Here is a 22,049-nt window from a genome sequence, read left to right as displayed (position 1 = left end):
GTTCGCCGAAGCCTGTCCGGCACATCCGGCGTCCGGCTCCGAAGCTGACCTTGTGTCAGCGCGAGCGTGGCGGACGCTGCCGGCGTGGCCTTCCGGCGGATGCGGCGCGGGCAATGGCGAGCGCCCGCCGGGCAAGCCCCGCCGCCACCTCGGTGTCATCGAGCGCCGGCTCCGGCAGCGACCAATAGGCGATGGTGATCCGCCTGCCGTCCTTGCGCTCATAGACGAACGGCTCCGCCCCGGCGGCCGCGAGGTCACTGGCGAAATCGGCATCGGTCTTCAGGAAGATGCGCCCGTCGATGAAGAGGCCGAACATCACGCCGTCGGCATACAGGCCCAGCCCGCCGAACAGCCGCCGGCAGCGGAGCGGCCCGAAGGCGGCGAAGATGTCAGCGAGCGCCGCCTCACCCATCGCCGGGCGTCAGGCGCCGGCGTCGGCGGTCTCCGGCCGCACCGGGGTGATGGCGACGGATTCGCCGCAGCCGCAGGCCGAGGTCTGGTTCGGGTTGTTGAACACGAACTGGGCGGCGAACTTGTCGGCCTTGAAATCCATCTGCGTGCCGAGCAGGTACAGGATCGCCTTGGGGTCGATCAGCACCTTCACGCCCTTGTCCTCGACCACCTCGTCGAACTTGCCCGCCTCTTCGGCGAACTCCATCGTGTATTCCATGCCCGCGCAGCCGCCGTTCTTCACGCCGATACGCAGGCCGGCCACCGGCTTTTCCGAACGCGCGATCACCTGTCGCACGCGCTCGGCGGCGGCGTCGGTCAGGGTCATCACCTGGGGGCGGGGGCGGGACTGGGTCATTTCTCGCTGTCTCCTAATCGGCGCCGGTTCAAGGCCGGCGGATCGGTAGCCTTAAGATGGGGGATGCACGGCGCGCAGGCAAGGGTGAAGCGTGAGCCGGGATCGCTCACGGTCCCGCCACCGGCCTCAATAATTCGGCCACAGCCCGGGCGTCGCCAGTTCCACCAGATGGGCGTCGGGGTCGCGGAAATACAGGCTGACGCCGCCGCCGGCCCAGTCGACCCGGCTCTCCAGCTTCACCCCATGCGCCGCCAGATGCTGCTCCCAACGGGCCAGCGCGTTCGCGGGGATCGCCAGCGCGTAGTGCAGCGGGCCATGGCCATCATGCGGAGGAATGGTGCCCCCCGCCATCGCCACCGGCTCCAGCGTCGCACCGCGAAGAAACAGCAGCAGCACGCTGCCCGGACCCGCATTGTAGGCGCAGAAGCGCTCATCCGCGATCAAGGGCGCCAGGCCCAGCACGCGCTCATAGAAATCGCGTGCGCGGGCGAGGTCGTCGACATAGAGCCCCGTCTCCAGAACGCCGGAGAGCGGCGGCGCGGCAGGCGTTTCACTCACCACAGATTGAGCGACAGCCGCGCTTCCTCGGACATGCGGCCCTGATCCCAGGGCGGATCGAAGGTGAGGTTGACGGTCACGCCCGACACGCCGCCGACGCCGGCCACCGCGCCTTCCACCATGCCGGGAAGCTCGGCGGCGGAAGGGCAGTTCGGCGTGGTCAGCGTCATCTCGACCGCCACCTGCCGGTCGTCGGCGATGTCGACCTTGTAGATCAGTCCGAGCTCGTAGATGTCGACCGGGATCTCCGGGTCGTAGACCGACTTCAACGCCGCGACGATGTCGTCGGTCAGGCGCTCCAGTTCTTCCTCCGGAATGCCGGACTGGATCGCCGGGGCGTTCGGGTTGGCAGATGTCTGGGTTTCGCTCATGCGAACAGATCCTGAGCCTTGATGAGGGCGTCGGCGAGGGCGTCGACTTCCTCATGCGTGTTGTAGAGCGCGAACGACGCCCGGCACGTCGCATTCACACCATATCGCCCCAGAAGCGGCATCGCGCAATGGGTGCCGGCGCGCACGGCGATGCCGGCGCGGTCGATGACGGTAGCGATGTCGTGGGGATGGGCGCCCTTCACGTCGAAGGCGAAGATGGCGCCCTTGCCCGGCGCGTCGCCATAGATCTGGATCGAGTTGATCTGCGACAGCCGCTCGCGCGCATAGGCGCCGAGCGCGGCCTCATGCGCCGCGATGCGCGCGCGGCCGAGGCTCTCCATGTAGACCAGCGCCTCGCCGAGCCCGACCGCCTGCACGATCGGCGGGGTGCCGGCCTCGAAGCGGTGCGGCGGCTCGCCATAGGTGACGCCGTCCTGCGTGACGGTGCGGATCATCTCGCCGCCGCCCTCATAGGGCGGCATCGTCTCCAAAAGCGCCCGCCTGCCATAGAGCACGCCGATGCCGGTCGGGCCGTAGAGCTTGTGGCCGGTGACGGCGTAGAAGTCGACGTCGAGGTCGACCACGTCCACCGGCATGTGCACGGCGGCCTGCGCGCCGTCCACCACCACCAGCGCGCCGACCTCATGGGCGAGGCGGGCGATCTCCTTGATCGGCGTCACCGTGCCCAGCACGTTGGACATGTGGGTGATGGCGACGATCTTCGTGCGCTCGGTCAGCAGCGCCTTGAAGGCGTCGAGGTCGAACGCCCCGTCCTCGGTCACCGGCGCCCACTTGATCACCGCGCCCTTGCGCTCGCGCAGATAGTTCCACGGCACGATGTTGGAGTGGTGCTCCATGATCGAGAGCACGATCTCGTCGCCCTCGTTGATCGACTGGCCGAGCGAGGAGGCGACGAGGTTGATCGCCCCGGTCACCGAGCGGGTGAAGATCACCTCTTCCAGCGTCGGGGCGTTGAGGAAGGCGCGGCAGCGCTCGCGGGCCTGCTCATAGGCATCGGTCATCGCATTGGCGAGGAAGTGCAGGCCGCGATGGACGTTGGAATATTCGTTCTCATAGGCGAAGCGCATGCGGTCCAGCACCTGCACCGGCTTCTGCGCCGAGGCGGCGTTGTCGAGATAGACCAGCGGCTTGCCGTAAACGGTCTTCGACAGGATCGGAAAATCCTGCCGCACGCGAGCGACGTCGTAGCCGCCATTGGCGACGGCGGGGTGGAGGGTGGGAAGGCTGGTGGTCATGGCTCGACCTTCATTTTCTCGGTGCGGGAGACGAGCATCCTTCGAGGCTCGCTGCGCTCTCACCTCAGGATGACGTCGCACATCGAGGCAGCGTCATCGACCCATCTTGGAGAACACCGTCATCCTGAGGTGCCCGGGCCACGGCCCGGGCCTCGAAGGATCTCGGGTCGCAGCCGCGCCTCACGCCCGCGCCGCGAGCCAGCTCTCCGCCCGCTCGATCAGCGCCTCGCGCAGCCCCTCATGCTCGACGGTCTCGATCGCCTCGCCGACAAAGGCCTGCACCAGAAGGCTCTGCGCCTCCTTCATCGGAATGCCGCGGGCGCGCAGGTAAAACAGAAGCTCGTCGTCGATCGCCCCGCAAGTGGCACCATGGCCGCACTGCACGTCGTCGGCGAAGATCTCCAGCTCCGGCTTGTTGTCCATCTCCGCCTCGTCGCCAAGCACCAGCGCGCGGCTCATCATCCGCCCGTCGGTCTTCTGCGCCGCCTGGCGGACGACGATCTTGCCCTGGAACACGCCGCGCGAGGCATCGTCCAGCACGTGCTTGAACAGTTCGCGGCTTTCGCAGCCCGGCACCTGATGGTCGACATAGAGCGTCGTGTCGGCGTGCTGACGCCCCTTCAGCAGCGAGGCGCCGTTGAAGCCGACATGGCTGTCCGCGCCCGACAGCGTGGCGTAGAGCGAGGTGCGCGCCACGGAAGCCCCGAGCGAGAAGGTGAAGGTGTGGACCTGCGAATCGCGCCCCACATCGAACAGCAGGGTGGCGAGGTGGAAGGCCGAAGCGCCGTCCTCCTGCAGCCGCACCACATCGAGATGCGCCTCGTCGCCGACCACGAATTCGGTGGCGGCATTGGCCTGATAGGCGAGGCCGTCCGGCCCCTCGAAGCTCTCGGCATAGGTGAGAGCCGCGCCCGCCCCGACGACGACCAGCGAGCGGGTGTACATCGCCGCCGCGCTCGCGCCGGCGAAGACATGGGCCACATGCACCGGCCGCTCGATCCTGGCGCCCGGGGCCACGGTGATGACCACGCCGTCCTTTGCCAGCGCCGTGTTCAGCGCCAGCGAGGCGTCGTAGCGGCTGGGCACGATGCCGCCGAGGCGGCTGAGCGCCTCGTCCCCCGCCGCGACGGCGGCGGAAAACGTGGTGACGACGAGCCCTTGCTCAAGGTCGGCGAGGTCGGACAGTTCCGGCACCACCGCGCCGTTGGCAATGACGATGCGGCGGGCCTCGACACCGCGCAGCAGGCGGGCACGGGCCTCCGCCTCGGCGACGGCAGCGGTGCCGGCGACCGGCACGGCCTCGCGCATCAGCGCGCGCAGGTCGGTGTATTTCCATTCCTCGACCCGCCGGTGCGGCAGGCCGTTTTCCTCGAAGGAGCGGGCGGCGGCGCGGCGCAGATCGGCCAGCCGGTCGCCGCCTTCCGGCACGGTGCCGAGCGAGGCGAGGATCGCCTGTTCGGCCGGCGTACGGATCGGACGGATGTCAGCGTTCATCTCTGCCACCTCACGCCGCGTCCTGCTGGTACTCGGCATAGCCATTGGCTTCCAGCTCCAGCGCCAGTTCCTTGCCGCCGGAGCGGACGATGCGGCCCTGGTTCATGACGTGCACGAAATCGGGGACAATGTGGTTCAAAAGGCGCTGGTAATGGGTGATGACGATCATCGCCCGGTCGGGCGAGCGCAGCGCGTTGACGCCTTCCGAGACCACTTTCAGCGCGTCGATGTCGAGGCCGGAATCGGTCTCGTCGAGCACGCAGAGCTTGGGCTCCAGCACCGCCATCTGCAGGATCTCGGCGCGCTTCTTCTCGCCGCCGGAGAAGCCGACATTGACGCCGCGCTTCAGCATGTCCTGGTTGATGCCGAGATGGCCGGCCTTCTCCCGCACCAGCCGCAGGAAGTCCGGGGTGGAGATTTCCGCCTCGCCGCGCTTCTTGCGCTGGGCGTTCAGCGCCGCGCGCAGGAAGGTCATGGTGGCGACGCCGGGCACTTCCACCGGATACTGGAAGGCGAGGAACACGCCCTTGGCGGCGCGCTCGTCGATTTCCATCTCCAGCAGGTCCTCGCCTTCCAGCGTGACGGTGCCGTCGGTGACCTCATAATCCTCCTTGCCGGCGAGGATGTAGGAGAGCGTCGACTTGCCGGAGCCGTTCGGCCCCATGATGGCGTGCACCTCGCCGGGATTCACCTTCAGCGAGAGGCCCTTGAGGATTTCCTTGCCGTGTTCGCCGTCGATCTTGGCGTGGAGGTTTTCGATATCGAGCAGAGCCATTTGTGTCTTCCGGTTGCTGTGAAACCCGATCCGTGGATGGCGGGGTCGAGCCTGGCCATGACGAATTCAAGGGACGCGTATCAATCCAATCGGCGTCATGCCCGGGCCTGACCCGGGCATCCACATCGTTGCGGGGCCGTCAGCCCACCGAGCCCTCGAGGCTCACCGCGATCAGCTTTTGCGCTTCCACCGCGAACTCCATGGGGAGTTGCTGCAGCACGTCCTTGACGAAGCCGTTGACGATCAGCGCCGTCGCCTCTTCGGGGTCGAGCCCGCGCTGGCGGCAGTAGAAAAGCTGGTCGTCGGAGATCTTCGAGGTGGTGGCCTCGTGCTCGAACTGGGCGGAAGAGTTCTTCGACTCGATGTAGGGCACGGTGTGCGCGCCGCACTTGTCGCCGATCAGCAGGCTGTCGCAGTTGGTGAAGTTGCGCGCGCCGGTCGCCTTGCGGTGCGCCGAGACGAGGCCGCGATAGGTGTTGTCGGAATAGCCCGCCGCGATGCCCTTGGAGATGATGCGGCTCGACGTGTTCTTGCCGAGATGGATCATCTTGGTGCCCGAATCGACCTGCTGGCGCCCGTTGGAGATGGCGATGGAGTAGAACTCGCCCTGCGAATCGTCGCCGCGCAGGATGCAGCTCGGGTATTTCCAGGTGATCGCCGAGCCGGTCTCGACCTGCGTCCACGAGATTTTGGAGCGGTCGCCGCGGCAATCGCCACGCTTGGTGACGAAGTTGTAGATGCCGCCCTTGCCGTCCTTGTCGCCGGGGTACCAGTTCTGCACCGTCGAGTACTTGATCTCGGCGTCGTCCAGCGCCACCAGCTCGACCACGGCGGCGTGCAGCTGGTTCTCGTCGCGCATCGGCGCGGTGCAGCCTTCGAGATAGCTCACATAGGCGCCTTCGTCGGCGATGATCAGCGTGCGCTCGAACTGCCCGGTGTTGCGCTCGTTGATGCGGAAATAGGTCGACAGCTCCATCGGGCAGCGCACGCCCTTGGGCACGTAGACGAACGACCCGTCGGAGAACACCGCCGAGTTGAGCGTGGCGAAGTAGTTGTCGGTCACCGGCACCACCGAGCCGAGATACTTCCTCACCAGTTCGGGGTGCTCGCGCACCGCTTCCGAGATCGGCATGAAGATCACGCCGGCCCGGGCCAGTTCCTCCTTGAAGGTGGTCGCCACCGAGACCGAATCGAACACGGCGTCGACCGCCACCTTGGTGGCCCCGCTCTCGATGCCGAGCAGCGCGTCGCGCTCGCGCAGCGGGATGCCGAGCTTCTCGTAGGTAGCGAGAATCTCCGGGTCGATGTCGTCGATCGAGAGCTGGCTCGGCCGCTTCGGCGCGGAATAGTAATAGAGGTCCTGATAGTCGATCGGCGGGTAGCTCACCCGCGCCCAGTCCGGCTCACGCATGGTCTGCCAGCGGCGGAAGGCTTCCAGCCGCCATTCGAGCATCCATTCGGGCTCGTTCTTCTTCGCCGAAATGAACCGGACCGTGTCCTCGGTCAGCCCCTTGGGGGCCTTGTCGGTCTCGATCTCGGTGAAGAACCCGTACTTGTACTGATCGACATCAAGCGAGCGGACCTGGTCCACTGTCTCCTGTACGGCCGGCATCGTCTCATCTCCTCTCCCACGCGGGGTCAAGGCCCACGGGTCAGGTCAACCATTCCCACCGGCGGCCGCGAGGGGCGGACCGCCGGCGTCGTCTCGGCCGCCCGAAGGCGGCCTTCTTCCTCACGCCGCCGCGCGGCGGCGCACAAGACCGGGCAACACCCGGCGGAACACGCCGAGCGCCCGGTCGACATCCTCTTCCCCGCTCGACCAGCCGAACGACAGGCGGATCGCCGAGCGCGCGATGCGCTCGGGCACGCCCATCGCGCCCAGCACGTGCGAGGCCGCGACCTTGCCCGACGAGCAGGCGGCCCCGGCGCTCACCGCCACGCCCGCGAGATCGAGGGCGATCACGATGGTTTCCGCCGGCACGCCCGGCAGCGCGAGGCACGACGTGTTCGGCAGCCGGTCGACATCGCCCACGAGCAGGACAAGCTCGGGAAACTCGCACCTTAGAGCGTCTTCAAGCCGCGCGCGCAAGCCATTGATGCGCGCGGCGTCCACTTCCACAGCGGCGGCCGCGGCGAGCGCCGCCGCACCGAAGGCGGCGATGGCGGGAACGTTCTCGCTGCCGGCGCGCCGGCCGCGCTCCTGCGCCCCGCCGGCGAACACCGGCGCGGGCCGCAGATCCGGGTCGGCGACGATCAGCGCCCCCGCCCCCGGCGCCCCGCCCAGCTTGTGGGCGGAGATCGACATCAGGTCGACGCCCAGCGCCGGCATCGACACCGCCATGCGCCCGGCCGCCTGCACGGCATCGCTGTGCACCAGCGCGCCATGGGCATGGGCGCGGCGCGCCACCTCCGCCACCGGCTGGAGCACGCCGGTCTCGTTATTGGCCACCATCACCGAGACCAGCGCCCGGCGGCCGGCGGCGGTGTGACGATCGAGCGCCGCGTCGAGCCCGTCCGGCCGCACCCGCCCGCGGGCGTCGACGGGGAGGATTTCCACCCGTTCGGCCGGAAAGCGGTGGCCGCGCAGCACGGCGGCGTGTTCGACCGCGCTCACCAGCAGCACGTCGCAGGTCACCGGCGTCTCGCCACGGTGGAAATCGGGGGTCAGCGCCAGCGTGTCCGCCTCGGTGCCGCAGGAGGTGAACATCACCCCCCCGGCCGGCGCCCCGACCAGCGCCGCCACCCGCCCGCGCGCCTTGTCGATGGTGGCGCGCGAGGCGCGGCCCTCGCCATGCACGGACGAGCCGTTGCCGGTGGCGTCCAGCGCCTCCAGCAGGGCTTCGCGTGCCTCCGGGCGAACCGGCGAGGTGGCGTTATGGTCGAGATAGGTGCGTTGGTTCATGGTCTCGGGGCTCGAAGTTACGCAGCCGTCTCCTATATAGGAATGCGTCGCGCCGTCTGCCGCCCTTTTGCGCTCAAAGCTTGCAAATTCAGGTCGCGTCCGGCATAGCTTGGCGTCCCGTCTTCTTCGAAGGGCTGCCTGCCGCGCAGATTGAACGCGACGAAACTGCAACCCGACGTCGAATATTAGAATTATTCTAATAAATTAGGGCTCCCACCCTAGGTCGTCAAGGCGCATGCGGTAAGGCCGTCTCCCGGGACGCAGGCTGGACGCGGGTTCCGGCCCCTCCGGACAGGCGTTGCCTTCCCCGCCGCCGCATTCAAGGTCACGCACTTCATGCCCGAGGTCATCTTCACCGGCGAGAAGGGGCGGCTCGAAGGCCGCTACCAGCCCGCCAAGACGCGCCATGCGCCCATCGCCATCATCCTGCACCCGCACCCGCAGTTCGGCGGCACGATGAACAACCCGGTGGTCTACAACCTCTATTACCAGTTCGTGAACCGGGGCTTTTCGACCCTGCGCTTCAATTTCCGCGGCGTCGGCCGCTCGCAGGGCTCGTTCGACCACGGCCAGGGCGAACTCGCCGATGCCGCCGCCGCGCTCGACTGGGCGCAGTCGATCAACCCGGACGCGCGCGCCTGCTGGATCGCCGGCTTCTCCTTCGGCGCCTGGATCGGCATGCAGCTGCTGATGCGCCGCCCCGAGGTGGAAGGCTTCATCTCCATCGCCGCGCCGGCCAATCTGTACGACTTCTCCTTCCTCGCCCCCTGCCCGTCCTCCGGCCTGTTCGTGCATGGCGACAAGGACGCGGTGGTGCCGTTCTCCGCCGTCACCGGCCTGGTGGAGAAGCTGAAGACGCAGAAGGGCATCGTCATCGACCAGCAGACCGTGCCGGGCGCCAACCATTTCTTCGACGGCAAGACCGAGGATCTGATGGAGGTCGTCGGCGCCTATCTCGACAAGCGCCTGCCGGAGACCGCCAAGAACACCAGCGCCGCCTGAACCCGCGGCCTTTCACCCGCCGCAAACGAAAAGCCCGGCGCTGCAACGCCGGGCTTTTTTACGTGGTGCGGGCTTTTAGCGTGCTGAAAGAGTCGAGGCTCAGTTGAGCACAAGGCGCGGCGGCGGGTTGGTCACCGTGAGGCTGTCGCCACGGCGGGCGATCTGCACCACGCTCGGCGCCGTGTCGGCCGCGCCGGGCACCGAGAAGCTGACCGCCTGCTCGGGCTGGAGGGTCGCGGCAACACGGATCGGCGCCCCGCCGGCGACGCTCAGCGTCGCGACGACATGATAGCCGTCTTCCTGGGCGGTATAGAACGCAACGCCATTCACATAGCCGATATTGATGGTCTGGGCAGTGGCCGGCTTGAGGCCCGCGGCCTTGTCGGCGGCGCGGACGGGGGCGATGACGGCGACGGCAATGAGGCCGCCAGCGACGGCAAGCGGCAGAATATCGCGGCTGAGGCTGCGCATCTCGAAGGCTCCAAGTTTCTGTCCAGGCGTGTTGAAGAGGAAGCTGCCTGCCTGGCGAGCCGGACTTCCGGGAGCCCACAAATTACATGGAATATTGTGCACCGCATCATACGATTTCGCATCGCACCAATGCATTTCAGGAATACTGCGACAATCTTTCGTTAAATTCAATTTTTCTGAAATTGATGTTCAGCTTTGCTGCAAGCATCGGCGGTTCTGCAGCTTGACGATGCAGCCGCTCATGCAGCCGGGAGCGGCAGCTCGATGACCCCGCCGGTAATCGGGCGGGGCACGCCGGTGGTGGTTGGAAAGCTCAGTGGCAATCCCCGCAGCGCGCGCACCGCCAGGAACCCGAAAGCCTGCGCTTCCAACGCGTCAGTGGACCAGCCGACGGCATCGGCGGTCATCACCTCGACACCGAGCCGCGCGCGCAGGAAGCGCAGAAGCGTCGGATTATGCGCCCCGCCGCCGGCCGCGATCAGCGTGCGCGGCGGCTTCGGCAGATGCGGCAGCACCGCCCCGACACAGGCGGCGGTCAGCGCCGTCAATGTCGCCGCACCGTCGGCGACGCTCATGCCGTCGAGACCTGCATGCTCCGTGACCCATTCGCGAAAATCGTTGCGGTCGAGCGACTTGGGCGGGCGCCTGGCGAAGAAGGGGTGCGTCAGCAGCCGCGCCAGCGCCGCTTCGTCGACCCTCCCTGCCGCCGCCGCCGCGCCGTCGCGGTCCAGTGGGATGCCGGTTCGCGCCTGCATGAAGTCGTCGATCAGCGCATTGGCCGGGCCGGTGTCGCAGGCGATCGGGTCGGCCTCGCCGTCGATATAGGTGATGTTCGCGACGCCGCCGAGATTGAGCACCAGCAAGGGCCCCGCCAGCGACAGCCCATGCGCCAGCGCCCGGTGATAGACCGGCACCAGCGGCGCCCCCTGCCCGCCGGCCGCGACATCGGCGGCACGCAGGTCGTAGACGAGGTTCGGCCCCGGCGGCGGCACCATCGCCCGCACCGCCCGCGCCAGCCCCGGCCCGTCGCCGATTTGAATGGTCAGGCGAATCTCCGGCCGGTGCAGCACCGTCTGGCCGTGGAAGCCGATCACGGAAACGTCTCTATGTACCGGATGCTGCTCGAAAAACGCGGCCAGCGCCTGCGCATGGCGCTCCGTCAGCCGGCCCTCGGCGGCGGCCAGTGCGCCGGGGCGGGCGTCGCGATCCGTCAGCGTGCGCGCCGCCTCCAGCGCCGCGACGAACAGCGCGCGGTCGTCCTCGCCATAGGCAAAGGTGAGCGCCGGGCCGAAGGCGGCGACGCTCTCGCCGTCGGTCTCGATCAGCGCCACGTCCACCCCGTCGAGCGAGGTGCCGCTCATCAGGCCGATCGCCTTCAGGGGCCGGGGCATCCTTCCTCCTCGCCGGCGCCGGGCCGGGGTGCGCTCGCCGCGCGAAACTGGTACATCCGCCGCGCGCGCCTTCGCCTATCGGGCGGGGCGTGCGCGACACCCAAACTGATATGCCCGTTCCTAACATGGCGTTGATGCCCGCAGGCCCGAGATGAGCACGTTCAAATCCGATTTCCTCCGCACCCTCAGCGAGCGCGGCTTCATTCATCAGGTCTCCGATGAAAAGGGCCTGGACGATCTGTTCGCGAAGGAAACGGTCACCGCCTATATCGGCTTCGACCCGACCGCGCCGAGCCTGCATGCCGGCGGACTCATCCAGATCATGATGCTGCACTGGCTGCAAAAAACCGGCCACCGCGCGGTCTCGCTGATGGGCGGCGGCACCGGCATGGTGGGCGACCCCTCGTTCAAGGATGAGGCGCGTCAGTTGATGACGGTGGACACGATCGAGGCCAACATCACCTCGATCAAGCGGGTGTTCGCCAACTATCTCAGCTATGGCGAGGGCCCGGCCGGCGCGCTGATGATCAACAACGCCGAATGGCTGCGCGATCTCAACTATCTGGAATTCCTGCGCGATGTCGGCCGGCACTTCTCGGTCAACCGCATGCTGTCCTTCGACAGCGTGAAGACCCGGCTGGAACGCGAACAGTCGCTGTCCTTCCTCGAATTCAACTACATGATCCTGCAGGCCTACGACTTCGTCGAGCTGTCCAGGCGCTACGATGTGCGGCTGCAGATGGGCGGCTCCGATCAGTGGGGCAACATCATCAACGGCATCGACCTCGGCCACCGCATGGGCACGCCGCAGCTTTACGCGCTCACCTCGCCGCTGCTCACCACCGCCTCCGGCGCCAAGATGGGCAAGTCGGTCAATGGCGCGGTGTGGCTGAACGCCGACATGCTCGGCCCCTATGAATTCTGGCAGTACTGGCGCAACACCGAGGACGCCGATGTCGAGCGCTTCCTCAAGCTCTACACCACGCTGCCGATGGACGAGATCGCCCGCCTCGCGCAGGAGGCGAAAGGGCCGGCGATCAACGAGGTGAAGAAGCTCCTAGCCACCGAGATCACCGCGCTTCTGCACGGGCGCGTCGCGGCGGAAGCGGCGGCCGAGACGGCGCGCAAGACGTTCGAGGAAGGTGGCATCGCCGCCGACCTGCCGACTGTCGAGGTGCCGGCGGGCGAGCTGGCGACCGGCATCGGCGTGCTCGCCGCCTTCGCCGAGAAGAGCGGCCTCGTCGCCTCCAATGGCGAGGCGCGGCGCCAGGTCAAGGGCGGCGGGCTGAAGGTGAACGACGCCGCCGTGACCGACGAGAAGGCGGTGCTGACCGAGCGCGACCTCACGCCCGAAGGCGTCATCAAGCTCTCGCTCGGCAAGAAGAAGCACGTGCTGCTGAAGCCGGTGTGAGCGTCGCGGCCACGCGACCGCTACCTTGACCACATCACTACCTTGGCAACGTCATGGCCGGGCGTGTCCCGGCCATCCACATCGTCATTCCCGCCCGCCAAAGTCGTGGATGCCCGGAGCATGACGACCTTTTGCCGGCCATAGCCGCGCCTACCGCGTCGGCACCACCGCCGGCGGGGTCGGGTCGGGGGCCTGCCGGAACTCGAAGATCTTGCGCAGGAAGCCCGGCGCCACCGCCGAGATGGGATTGACCCGCAGCGTCGGGCCGGACACCGGGCCGACAATCTCGTAGGTCACCCCGACCAGCCCCTCATTGGGTCCGCCGCCGAGGAAGAAGCCGAGCACCGGCAGGCGGCTGAACAGATTGTTCAGCCCATAGGCCGGCACATAGGTACCGCGCACCGACACGCGGTCGTTGGCGAGATCGAGCGTTCCGTCGAAGGTGGAGCCGATCGTCGGGCCCCAGATGGCGCCGTCGCGCAATGTGAGCTGCTGGGCGGTGCGCTGGAAACCGACCTGCAGCTTGCGGAAGGAGATGGCGGAACCCGGCTGCGGACGCCCGTCGCGCATGGTCTGCGGCGCGGCGGCGATGAGCCGGTCGAGCCCCGCCTCGCCGCGAATCACGAAGTCACGCATGTTGACCACGCCGTTCTGCGGCCTGCCGTCGCCCGAGGGGGCGTCGACATCGATCCAGAGGTCGCCGCCATAGATCTTCGGGTAGAGATCGATGAAGCGCAGCAGCGCGCCGGCGTCGCTGGTCGCCACCCGCAGCTGCGGACGGCCGTTTCCCTGCGCCCTGAGATCGCCGGTGACTCCGCCGTCGCGGCCGACCAGCGCGGCGAGCGAAAACGCCCGGATATCGCCATTGCGGCGCGAGAGCGTAAGCGCCGCCTCGCGTACGGTCTCGCCATTATTGCCGACCACGACGCCCAGCTTGACGTCGAGATCGAGGTCGGCCGGCTTCGGCGTTTGGGTGCCCGGCGGCGGCGTGTCCTTCAACTGCTTGAGGAAGGCACGCGCCTCGATGACCTCGCCGCGCACCGTCACATTGTAGGTGCCGTCGGAATGGTCGAGCTTCACGCTGGCCTTGTCGCCGTCGGAAAGCTGGAAGGTCGGCAGGTTGGCGCTGACCAGCGCGGCCTTGGAATCGAGCTCGACCGTGCCGCGGATGTCCACGCCCTGACCGGTCACCACCAGATTGTCCAGCCGCGTGCCGTTGGCGGACAGATTGGCCTTGGCGGTCATCCGGGCCGGCTTGCCGATGGGCTTGTTCCATCCCGGCACCATGTCCGACAGTTCCACGCCGGCAAGGTCGAGTTCGAGATCGGCCGTCTTGCCCTTGGCCCCAACCACGCCGTTGAGCTTGACCCCCAGCGTGCCCGACATGCCCGGCAACTCGAAGCCGAGCTTCTGCCGCGCCGTATCGTCCAGCGACGCCGCCAGCGCAAAGGTCATGTCGCCGGAGATCGGGCGGCTGTAGTCGAAGCTGGCCGGGGCGCCGCCGAACTTGCCCTCGCCGCGTGCCACCGTCGCCGCCTGGGTGACGAAGGCGCGCACCGAGGCGTCGTCGAGATTCTGATTCAAGACCAGCTTCGAGGCACCGAAATCGTCCAGCGTGGCGTCGAAGGCGTAGTCGACATCGGAGGGCAGGATGTTATCGGACAGCTTGACGCTGATCTGCGCGGTGCCCGCGATGGTGCCCGACACCGATTGCGGCTCGACCGGCACGAAGGTCGGGCCGCGCAGCGGCGGTATCGCGGCCAGTTCGATGGCCGCCGCCGCCGCCCCATTTACCTTCACCCGCACCTTCGCCTCCGGCTTGGGCGGCGCCGTATCGGAAATGTCGAAGATGCTCTCGCCGATCTCCAGGCGACGCTTGCCGGGCGTCTCCATCGCCGCCTTCGCCACCCTGACATGGGCGGTCCGGCCGGTGATCTTCACCTCCACATCGGCATCGATGACCGGTGGCAGGCCGGGAACTGGAACGAAGCGTCCACCCGTGCCGGTGATGTTGATCCTCAGCGCCTCGTCGTCGAGCGGATGGTTCTTCTTGCCGATGGAATCCAGCGGCGCGTCGAAGGCGATTTCCGCATGGCTGACGTCGCCGGCGATCAGATGGTCGTAGACCCATTTGCGCGGCGCCGGCGCCGCCAGGGCGGGCCAGAGCCGGATCAGCGACGTCGCGGTCATCGGCGTCGCCGATACCTGCATCGACAGAGCGGGCGCCGGCCCGGCGAGTTGCAAGGCGCCGCCCAACGTGATGCCGCCCTGCGGCCCCTTCAGTTCGCCGCGGTCGAGAGTGGCGCGCTGCGCCACCGGATCGAAGGAGAGCGCAAGGTCGATGTCGTCGAGGACGAAGGGGGGAACTTCGTTCTGGTACGGGCCGCCGCCCGCGAAGCTCGCCCGCGCCGACGTCGTGTGCAGGCTCCATTTTCCGGCACTGTCCGCCGGCATGCGGACCACGCCGGCCAGATCCATGGCAAACGGGCCGGCCTGGGCGCTGACTGAAGTGAGATTGATCAGCCGACCCGCCGGATCGAGCGAAAAGGCGAGCGCCGCCTCGTCGACCAGCATCCGCCCGTCGGCATCGGAGCCGAGCTGAAGCTCACCGGCACCGGCGGCCAGCCGCCCCGTGGTGGCGAGCAGGGTTCCCCGCGCGTCGATGGTCGCCGCGAGATCGATCGACAGCGGCGAAGTGGCGAGGATGTCGGCGCCGGCCTTGCCGGCCGCGATCAGCAGATCACGGGGCGCGAGATCGCGCACCTCCAGTTCCAGGTCGCGCCGCCCCTCCGCCAGCGCACCGACCGTCGCACGCGCCGACCACGGCCCGTCCATGCCGCCCGCCGCGATGTTGAAGGTGACGCCGCCTTCGACCGGCCGCGACAGCGACAGGTCGATATTGTCGAAGGTCCACTGCCGGCCGCTGGCCTCGTTGCGGATCACGACCTTGCCTTCCTTGAGGCCGATTTCGGTCAGGACGCCGCCGTCGAGCCCGCCTTCGTCGAGCTGGCGCGCCAGCGCGGCAACGCTGGCCAGTCGCAGCGGACCGAAGGGCGCGGCCGGCTGGCCGGCGTCGGAAGGCTGCGACCCGTCCGGCGCGCTCCCCCCGTCCGGCGACGCAGACCCTTCGGGCACCGTCGCGGCATCCGTCGCCAGCTCGGCCGCAGGCACCGTAGCGAGCGCCTTGGGATGCGGGTCGGTGCCGTCCGCGGCGGCGCTGTCGGCCGAGATGGCGAGTTGCCCCTGCGCGTCGATGAACACGTTCAGGCGGACGCCGACGAGATCGACCCGCTCGGGCTGCATCAGCCAGGGCAGCCAGCGGTCCTGAAGCGCCACCTCGGCCTGTGGCGCCGTGGCGATGACGTCCCCGTCCGCATCGCGCACCGTGATATCGGCGGCGTGCAGCACGATGCCCCCGCTTGGCGCCCGGTCAGCGACGATGCCGCCGATCTGCACCGTGCGCCCGGCGCCCAGCCGCGCTTCCAGCGCGCTCTCGACATAGGGGCGGGCCATGTCCACGGTGAGGATGCCGGCGCTGAACAGCAGATAGACCATCGCCGCCGCCGCCGCGACCAGCCCGAAGACCGAACTTCCCGACCAGACGCAGAACCGCAGCCAGCGCCGCCGGCGGGCCGGCACGGCGCAGAGCCGGCGTGCCCGCCTGACACGAAGCCGCTTCACGTGGCGCCCCACATGGCGCTTGCCGCCTTTCTCCGGCCCGGGCGTCGTCGGCTCTTTCATCTACGGCACGAATCCTTGCATGCTCAGCCATAATGCCTGTGTGAAAGACAGGCGGCGACACCTTATCCCGGCGCTTGCTGACACCCTGCTTTCACGCGGCGGACGGCCAGCGTGGCGCGCCCCCGGGTAAGGCCTCCCGTTCAGCCGATCACCCCCAAACACGCCGAAAGGAAGGCACATGACCGAGATCGCCGCCGGAGCGCCCGCGCCCGACTTCACCTTGACGACCGATTCGGGCGATGTCCTGTCGCTCGCCGCCTGCCGGAGTCGAAAGCTGGCACTCTTTTTCTACCCCAAGGCCGGCACCTCAGGGTGCACGCTGGAGGCGCATGATTTCAACCGGTTGAAAGCCGATTTCGATGCCGCCGACACGCGGATCGTCGGCATTTCCCCCGATCCGGACAAGGCGCTGGCGGCGTTCCGCTCGAAACAGGGCCTGACCTTCGACCTCGCCGGCGACGAGGCGCATGCCATGCTCGAAGCCTATGGCGTCTGGGTCGAGAAAAGCATGTATGGCCGAAAATATATGGGCGTCGAGCGCACCACCGTCCTGATCGACCGCGACGGACGGATCGCCCGCATCTGGCCGAAGGTGAAGGTCGCCGGCCATGCCGACGAGGTGCTCGCCGCCGCGCGGGCGCTGTGATCGTCGTTGCCCGGCCGGCCCGTACGGCCGGGCGTCAGTCGACATCCTCGACGCTGGCCGGCCCGCCGCCATAGGCACGCTGTGCCAGCGCCGCTTCCATGAAGGGATCGAGATCGCCGTCCAGCACCTCCTGCGGCGTGCCGGAGGTGACGCCGGTGCGCAGGTCCTTCACCAGCTGGTAGGGCTGGAGCACATAGGAGCGGATCTGGTGGCCCCAGCCGATATCGGTCTTGGCGGCCTGGTCGGCGGCGGCCTGCGCCTCGCGCTTCTTAAGCTCCATCTCATAGAGCTTGGCGCGCAGCATCTCCCACGCCGTGGCGCGGTTCTTGTGCTGGGAGCGGTCGCCCTGCGCCACCACGGCGATGCCGGTGGGAATATGGGTGAAGCGCACCGCCGATTCGGTCTTGTTGACGTGCTGGCCGCCGGCGCCGCCGGAGCGCATCGTGTCGATGCGAAGGTCGCTTTCCTTGATGTCGACGACGATGCGGTCGTCGATGACAGGATAGACGTCCACCGAGGCGAAGGAGGTCTGGCGGCGGGCATTGGAATCGAAGGGAGAGATGCGGACCAGGCGGTGGACGCCGGCCTCGGTCTTCATCCAGCCATAGGCGTTGTGGCCCTTGACCAGAATGGTCGCTGACTTCAGGCCCGCCGTCTCGCCGGCCTGCTCGTCCACCAATTCGACCTTGAAGCCGCGCCGCTCGGCCCAGCGCGTATACATGCGCAGCAGCATCAAGGCCCAGTCCTGGCTGTCGGTGCCGCCGGCGCCGGCATGGACTTCGAGATAGCTGTCATTGGCATCCGCCTCGCCCGAAAGCAGCGCCTCCAGCTGGCGGCGGGCGACCTCGGCCTTGAGCCGGTCCAGCGCGGCGGCGGCCTCGTCGACGATGGAGGCGTCGCCCTCGGCCTCCCCGAGTTCGATCAGCTCGACATTGTCCGACAGTTCGCGGGTGATGCGTTCCAGCGCGCTGAGACCATCCTCCAGCGTGCCGCGCTCCTGCATCAGCTTCTGCGCGCGCTCGGGGTCGTTCCACAGATTGGGGTCCTCGGCGAGCGCGTTCAGCTCGGCAAGGCGAGCCTTGGAACGGTCGAAATCGATGTGCTGCCGCAGCAACTGGGCGGCTTCGCGGATTTCGTCGACGCTCGCGGCGAGCTCGGCGCGCATGATGGCTACTCTCGGTGGGACGTTAAAGGCCGCGGAAAATAGAGGCGTTGCCCGGCAGTGTAAACGCCCTGCCTTGCAGAGACCCGGTGACGGTTCCCGGCGGGCGGTATGCAGCGCGCGGATCGGGCCCTACCATGCCCTCGCCTTCAACGGAGAAACGGTGATGCGCCTCATCGGCATGCTCGATTCGCCCTATGTTCGCCGCGTCGCGGTGTCGCTGAACCAACTTGGCCTGCCGTTCACGCACGAATCCGTCTCCGTCTTCCGCCACTACGACACCTTCGCCGGCATCAATCCGGTGGTGAAGGCGCCGACGCTGGTGACCGATGAGGGCTTCGTGCTGATGGACTCGACGCTCATCCTCCAGCATGTGGCGAAGCTCGCCGGCGCCGGCCGCTCGCTCGACCCGGCAGGGACGGCGGACCATGCGCGGGCGCAGCGCATCATCGGGCTGGCGCTCGTAGCCTGCGAGAAGTCGGTGCAGATCGTCTATGAACACCAGCTTCGGCCGCCGGAAAAGCGTCACCAGCCCTGGCTGGACCGCGTGCACGAGCAACTGTTCGCCGCCTATCGCCTGCTCGACGCAGAAATCGGCGAGCGGGACGGCTGGCTGCTGGGCGGGGATATCCTGCAGGCGGACATCACCGCCGCCATCGCCTGGACCTTCACCACCCGGATGATTCCCGAGGTGATGCCGGCCGATGCCTTCCCGTCCGTGGCGCGCTTCACCGCCCGAGCCGAGGCGCAGGAGGCGTTCCGCGCCTCGCCCTATGACGGCTGAGCGCGCGGATTGCCGGTGAACGCGCTCAGAAATGCACGCTCAGCACGGCGTTCGCGCCATTCTGCATGACGCCGTCGCCGAACTGGCCACCATAGGTGACGTTGAGCTGCGCCGTGGGAGCCAGCGCCACTGAGATGCCGGCCTCGACCACGGCCGCATCTTCCGCCAGCGGCACCCCGCTCACCGTGAAAGGCAGCCCGCCGATCAGGAACGACTGGGTCTGTGTCGGGACGATATCGCCGAAGGCGTGCCGCCAGCCGAGCGTGCCGTTGAGGCTCGCCCGTGTCGCGCCGTCACTGAGGGGTAGGGCGACGCGCAGGCCGAGCGTGGTGAAGCTTGTCTGCGTGGTCGAACCGTCGACCCGCAGCGCGGCCGCGCCGCCGCTTTCCCCATAGCCGTCGGTATGGAGCTGCACATAGGCGAGATTGGCGAAGGGCTCCAGCCGGGCCGCGGCCATGTCGAAGCCATAGGCCAGTTCGCCGAAGGCCTGGAAGGTGCCGGCGTCGTAGTCGGCGCTTTCGGAACTGGCGAAGCCCGGCAGGATGACCGCACGGGAAAGGTCCATTGCGTGCCAGCTATAGGCAAGGCCGGTGCGCAGCGCGAGCGCCTCCCAGGAGCGGCCGGCGTAGACGCCGACATGCCAGTTTTCGCTGTCTCCCGAGGCGCTCGCCGCGTCGCTGTCGAGGCTGGTGTAGCTGTAGCCGCCGAGCAGGCCAACACGCCAGTTCTCGACCAGCGTATCGCCGCCGATGAGGAAACCGCCGGTATTGCTGTCGAGCGCGCGGGCATTGCCGTTGCCGTCGTAAGAACTCCAGGCGCCGAAGCCCTGCGCCCACAAGGCCGCGGCGGCAACCGGCGGGGCGGGCTCGGCCTTGAGCGGAAGGCCGGCCAGGGGCGCGGACGGCGCGGCATAGGCCAACGGGGCCACGGCCATGCCGGCGGGCGCGGCGGTCGATGAATCGGCGGCCCTGAGGCGGTCGATCACCGCCGACCTCAGGAAGACGCTGTCATTGAGCAGGACGCTCTTGGCCGAGGCACCGGTGGCCCCGGACAGCGACTCGAAGGCGGCCGGCGCCGTCGCGGCATTGAGCGACAGCACCGCATCGCCCAGCGGGCTCTCCAGCGGCGCGGTATCCAGGCTGCGTGCCGCCGCGATCTGGTTGGGCGTGCTCGCCAGCGCGGCGAAGGCGAGGCCGCTGCGGGTGGTCTCGACCACGACACGGTCGTCCTCGTAATCCACCTTGACGTCGAGAAAGGGATAGGCCGTGAGCGGATCGTCCACGAGCACGAAGGTGCCGTTCACGCCACCTTCCGCCGTCAGCACCGCGTATTGGCGCAGGCCGAGGATGGTGCCGGCGGCGACGTCGAGGTCGAGCCGCGCGCCCTCGACCTGCGCCGACCCGCCCGCCGCGATCAGGTCAGCGGCGTATTGCCCGAGTTCCGCCTCATAGGTCGCGCCAGCGGCGAAGTCGACATGACCGTCCACCTCGACGGTGCCGACCGAGTCGCCCGGCGCGGTCACGCTGCCGGCCGTCGCCACGAGATCGCCGCCGATGGAGCCGGACCCGAACAGCAGGCCGGAGCTCTCGACGCTGCCCGTCACCCGCCCTGTGTTGCCGAAGAACCCGGCATTGAGGACGCTGCCATCGATCAGCCCGTCGTTCAGCGTCGTCCCCTCATTGGCCAGTTCCGCCGCGCCGATCGTTCCCGCATTGTAAAGAAGCGCGCCGTGCGCGACCTCGACCGAGCCGACGATGCTGCCGGTGACCGCCAGCGCACCGCCCTGAACACTGGTTCCCCCCGAATAGCTGCTCTCGCCGGCAAGAACGAGGATGCCGTCGCCCGTCAGTTCCAGCCCGCCATCGCCGGTCATGTCGTTGGCCCAGACGTCGAACGCGCCATAGCCTTCGGCCGAACTCTCCAGTTCGATCACCTGGATGCAGCCATCCGCCCCCTCGCCGCCGCAATTGAGCGCGCCGAAGCCGTCCGCCGCCGCGAAAAGGTTCAGCCTGGCCCAGCCGCTCCCATTGTCGAGGGCGCTGCCGGAGGCGATCTCGGTGGTTGCGAGCACTTCGCGGCGCTGCGCGTCGCTCAAATAGGGAAAGCGCGTCGCGATGAGCACCTCGGCGCCCTCGGGTACGACCGGCGCCTCTCCGGTGTCGGAGAAGTCCGGCAGACCATACGTCATGTAGTAGGTGTAGAGGTCGCGGGCCTCCCGGAACTGTTCGGACGAGGGAATGGCACCGGCGCGAATGCAGCCGACAATGTCGTTCCGGCAGGCGTCGGCATAAGGCGACCCGCCGCCCGAGCCGATATAGGCCTGCAGCGACGCGCTCGCGGCGTCGACGTCGGCCGGACCGACGCCGTAATCCGTGCCGTTGAGCCACATGGCGAGATTATAGGTCGCGATCAGCCGTCCGCCGATAACGTCCAGCGGATAATGCACGCCGAAGACATTGCGACTCACGCCGAACTCGATGCCGGCCATGAGGAAGTCCTTGTAGTACTCAGGCGCCAGGATTCCGGTAAGGATGGCAAGTGTATTGCCGGCTGTGGAATGGCCGCTCGGAAAGGCCGGGCTGGAGACGTACTCGCCCCAATATTGCGACTGGAACCCGGCCGGCACCTCGGCCGACTGCTGGATGGTCACCGCGAGGGATGAGGTCTGCTCCACCGTCCAGGGATTGCCGTTGATCGCCTCCGACACCACGAAGGGGCGCGGATCGCCCGCCGTCTCGCCGGCATATTGCGGCAGAACGCCGTAGACGCTGTAGCTGGCGCGGTCCGAATCATCGGCGAAGTAGCTCTTCATCTTCCCGGCTACCTCGCCCGTCAGGTCGAGTGCCTGCTCGGTAATGGTCTGATAGGCGGAGCCGGTGGGAAAATTGTTTCCCGGCGAAAGAAGCGAGCCGTCATTGAACAGCACGCTCAGGTCGGGGCGCGCCATGTTCCAGATGTTGTAGTAAATGACATTTCCCTGCAGCTGGCTGTTAATGGCCGCCAGCTGCTTGTCGGCATAGCTGGAAGAGGCATAGATTTGCTCTTCCGTGGCTAGGTTCTCCTCGAGGATGTCGAGCCCCGCCTGGTCGTGCTGGAACTTGCCGAAATTTTCGAGAAGCTTCGCATTGCAGGCGTCGATGCTGTCGCACTCGCTGTCGGCCGACGCCCTGATTGGGGTCGCCAGCAACAGGGCGAGCGCCAACGCCAGTCCGGCAGGCCGCGTTGGAAAATGGAAGCGCCCGTCGCCCCGATAACGGTTCATCATGCCCTGCCCCCA

At 67.8% G+C, this 22,049-nt stretch carries 18 protein-coding genes; 4 read left to right on the top strand and 14 right to left on the bottom strand.

Going from position 1 to position 22,049, the window contains the following annotated elements; all coding sequences use genetic code 11:
* Nucleotides 1-55: 55 nt before the first annotated feature.
* The 9 genes from KHC23_RS19355 to KHC23_RS19315 form a co-directional block, all read right to left on the bottom strand.
* Entirely contained in the window at nt 56-412 is a 357-nt protein-coding gene (locus KHC23_RS19355; protein ID WP_213374844.1) for a TfoX/Sxy family protein, read from the bottom strand.
* Nucleotides 413-421: 9 nt separating this feature from the next.
* On the bottom strand, nt 422-808 hold the full coding sequence (gene sufA, locus KHC23_RS19350) for a Fe-S cluster assembly scaffold SufA (RefSeq protein ID WP_213374842.1): 387 nt from the start codon (nt 806-808) through the stop codon (nt 422-424).
* A gap of 126 nt (nt 809-934) precedes the next feature.
* A complete protein-coding gene (locus KHC23_RS19345) occupies nt 935-1,366 on the bottom strand; it encodes a VOC family protein (RefSeq protein ID WP_213374840.1) in 432 nt (143 codons plus the stop codon).
* Nucleotides 1,363-1,737 (bottom strand): SUF system Fe-S cluster assembly protein, encoded by a 375-nt coding sequence (locus KHC23_RS19340; RefSeq protein ID WP_213374838.1) that lies wholly within the window; start codon nt 1,735-1,737, stop codon nt 1,363-1,365. The genes KHC23_RS19345 and KHC23_RS19340 overlap by 4 nt, the downstream gene beginning before the upstream one ends.
* Nucleotides 1,734-2,993: a cysteine desulfurase gene (locus KHC23_RS19335; RefSeq protein WP_213374836.1), complete on the bottom strand. Its 1,260-nt coding sequence runs from the start codon at nt 2,991-2,993 to the stop codon at nt 1,734-1,736. The genes KHC23_RS19340 and KHC23_RS19335 overlap by 4 nt, the downstream gene beginning before the upstream one ends.
* A gap of 180 nt (nt 2,994-3,173) precedes the next feature.
* Nucleotides 3,174-4,487, bottom strand: coding sequence for a Fe-S cluster assembly protein SufD (sufD, locus tag KHC23_RS19330; RefSeq protein ID WP_213374834.1), 1,314 nt, complete (start codon nt 4,485-4,487; stop codon nt 3,174-3,176).
* A gap of 10 nt (nt 4,488-4,497) precedes the next feature.
* Nucleotides 4,498-5,262 (bottom strand): Fe-S cluster assembly ATPase SufC, encoded by a 765-nt coding sequence (gene sufC / locus KHC23_RS19325; protein WP_213374832.1) that lies wholly within the window; start codon nt 5,260-5,262, stop codon nt 4,498-4,500.
* Nucleotides 5,263-5,401: 139 nt separating this feature from the next.
* Nucleotides 5,402-6,874 carry a Fe-S cluster assembly protein SufB gene (sufB, locus tag KHC23_RS19320; RefSeq protein WP_213374830.1) on the bottom strand — a complete coding sequence of 491 codons (1,473 nt, stop codon included), beginning with the start codon at nt 6,872-6,874 and terminating at the stop codon, nt 5,402-5,404.
* A gap of 120 nt (nt 6,875-6,994) precedes the next feature.
* Nucleotides 6,995-8,164 (bottom strand): cysteine desulfurase family protein, encoded by a 1,170-nt coding sequence (locus KHC23_RS19315; RefSeq protein ID WP_213374827.1) that lies wholly within the window; start codon nt 8,162-8,164, stop codon nt 6,995-6,997.
* Between the two features lie 336 nt (nt 8,165-8,500).
* Between KHC23_RS19315 and KHC23_RS19310 the strand changes: the two genes are divergently transcribed.
* Nucleotides 8,501-9,166, top strand: coding sequence for an alpha/beta hydrolase (locus KHC23_RS19310; protein ID WP_213374825.1), 666 nt, complete (start codon nt 8,501-8,503; stop codon nt 9,164-9,166).
* Between the two features lie 99 nt (nt 9,167-9,265).
* On the opposite strand, the gene KHC23_RS19305 is transcribed toward KHC23_RS19310, so the two are convergent.
* Together KHC23_RS19305 and KHC23_RS19300 are read right to left on the bottom strand one after the other, a co-directional pair.
* Nucleotides 9,266-9,637: a hypothetical protein gene (locus KHC23_RS19305; RefSeq protein ID WP_213374823.1), complete on the bottom strand. Its 372-nt coding sequence runs from the start codon at nt 9,635-9,637 to the stop codon at nt 9,266-9,268.
* A gap of 239 nt (nt 9,638-9,876) precedes the next feature.
* Nucleotides 9,877-11,028, bottom strand: a complete 1,152-nt coding sequence (locus KHC23_RS19300) for an anhydro-N-acetylmuramic acid kinase (protein ID WP_213374821.1) — start codon at nt 11,026-11,028, stop codon at nt 9,877-9,879.
* Between the two features lie 151 nt (nt 11,029-11,179).
* Here KHC23_RS19300 and tyrS point away from each other — a divergent pair, with 151 nt between their 5' ends.
* The gene (tyrS, locus tag KHC23_RS19295; RefSeq protein WP_213374819.1) at nt 11,180-12,439 is read left to right on the top strand and encodes a tyrosine--tRNA ligase; all 1,260 of its coding nucleotides are present in this window, start codon (nt 11,180-11,182) and stop codon (nt 12,437-12,439) included.
* A 150-nt stretch (nt 12,440-12,589) separates the two neighbouring features.
* On the opposite strand, the gene KHC23_RS19290 is transcribed toward tyrS, so the two are convergent.
* Complete coding sequence (locus tag KHC23_RS19290; protein ID WP_213374817.1) at nt 12,590-16,180, bottom strand: DUF3971 domain-containing protein; 3,591 nt, start codon at nt 16,178-16,180, stop codon at nt 12,590-12,592.
* Nucleotides 16,181-16,358: 178 nt separating this feature from the next.
* On the opposite strand from KHC23_RS19290, the gene KHC23_RS19285 reads away from it, so the two are divergent.
* Nucleotides 16,359-16,826, top strand: a complete 468-nt coding sequence (locus KHC23_RS19285) for a peroxiredoxin (protein WP_213374815.1) — start codon at nt 16,359-16,361, stop codon at nt 16,824-16,826.
* 34 nt (nt 16,827-16,860) lie between these two features.
* Here the strand turns inward: KHC23_RS19285 and prfB are convergent, their stop codons facing one another.
* The gene (gene prfB / locus KHC23_RS19280) at nt 16,861-17,991 is read right to left on the bottom strand and encodes a peptide chain release factor 2 (protein ID WP_213374813.1); all 1,131 of its coding nucleotides are present in this window, start codon (nt 17,989-17,991) and stop codon (nt 16,861-16,863) included.
* 163 nt (nt 17,992-18,154) lie between these two features.
* Here prfB and KHC23_RS19275 point away from each other — a divergent pair, with 163 nt between their 5' ends.
* Nucleotides 18,155-18,772, top strand: a complete 618-nt coding sequence (locus KHC23_RS19275; RefSeq protein ID WP_213374811.1) for a glutathione S-transferase — start codon at nt 18,155-18,157, stop codon at nt 18,770-18,772.
* Nucleotides 18,773-18,797: 25 nt separating this feature from the next.
* Here KHC23_RS19275 and KHC23_RS19270 read toward each other — a convergent pair whose 3' ends face one another.
* Entirely contained in the window at nt 18,798-22,037 is a 3,240-nt protein-coding gene (locus tag KHC23_RS19270) for an autotransporter family protein (protein ID WP_213374809.1), read from the bottom strand.
* Between the last annotated feature and the right edge of the window lie 12 nt (nt 22,038-22,049).

The sequence above is a fragment of the Ancylobacter dichloromethanicus genome (assembly GCF_018390645.1).
Classification (GTDB): domain Bacteria; phylum Pseudomonadota; class Alphaproteobacteria; order Rhizobiales; family Xanthobacteraceae; genus Ancylobacter; species Ancylobacter dichloromethanicus.
This window is presented reverse-complemented; position numbering and strand designations above follow the sequence as displayed.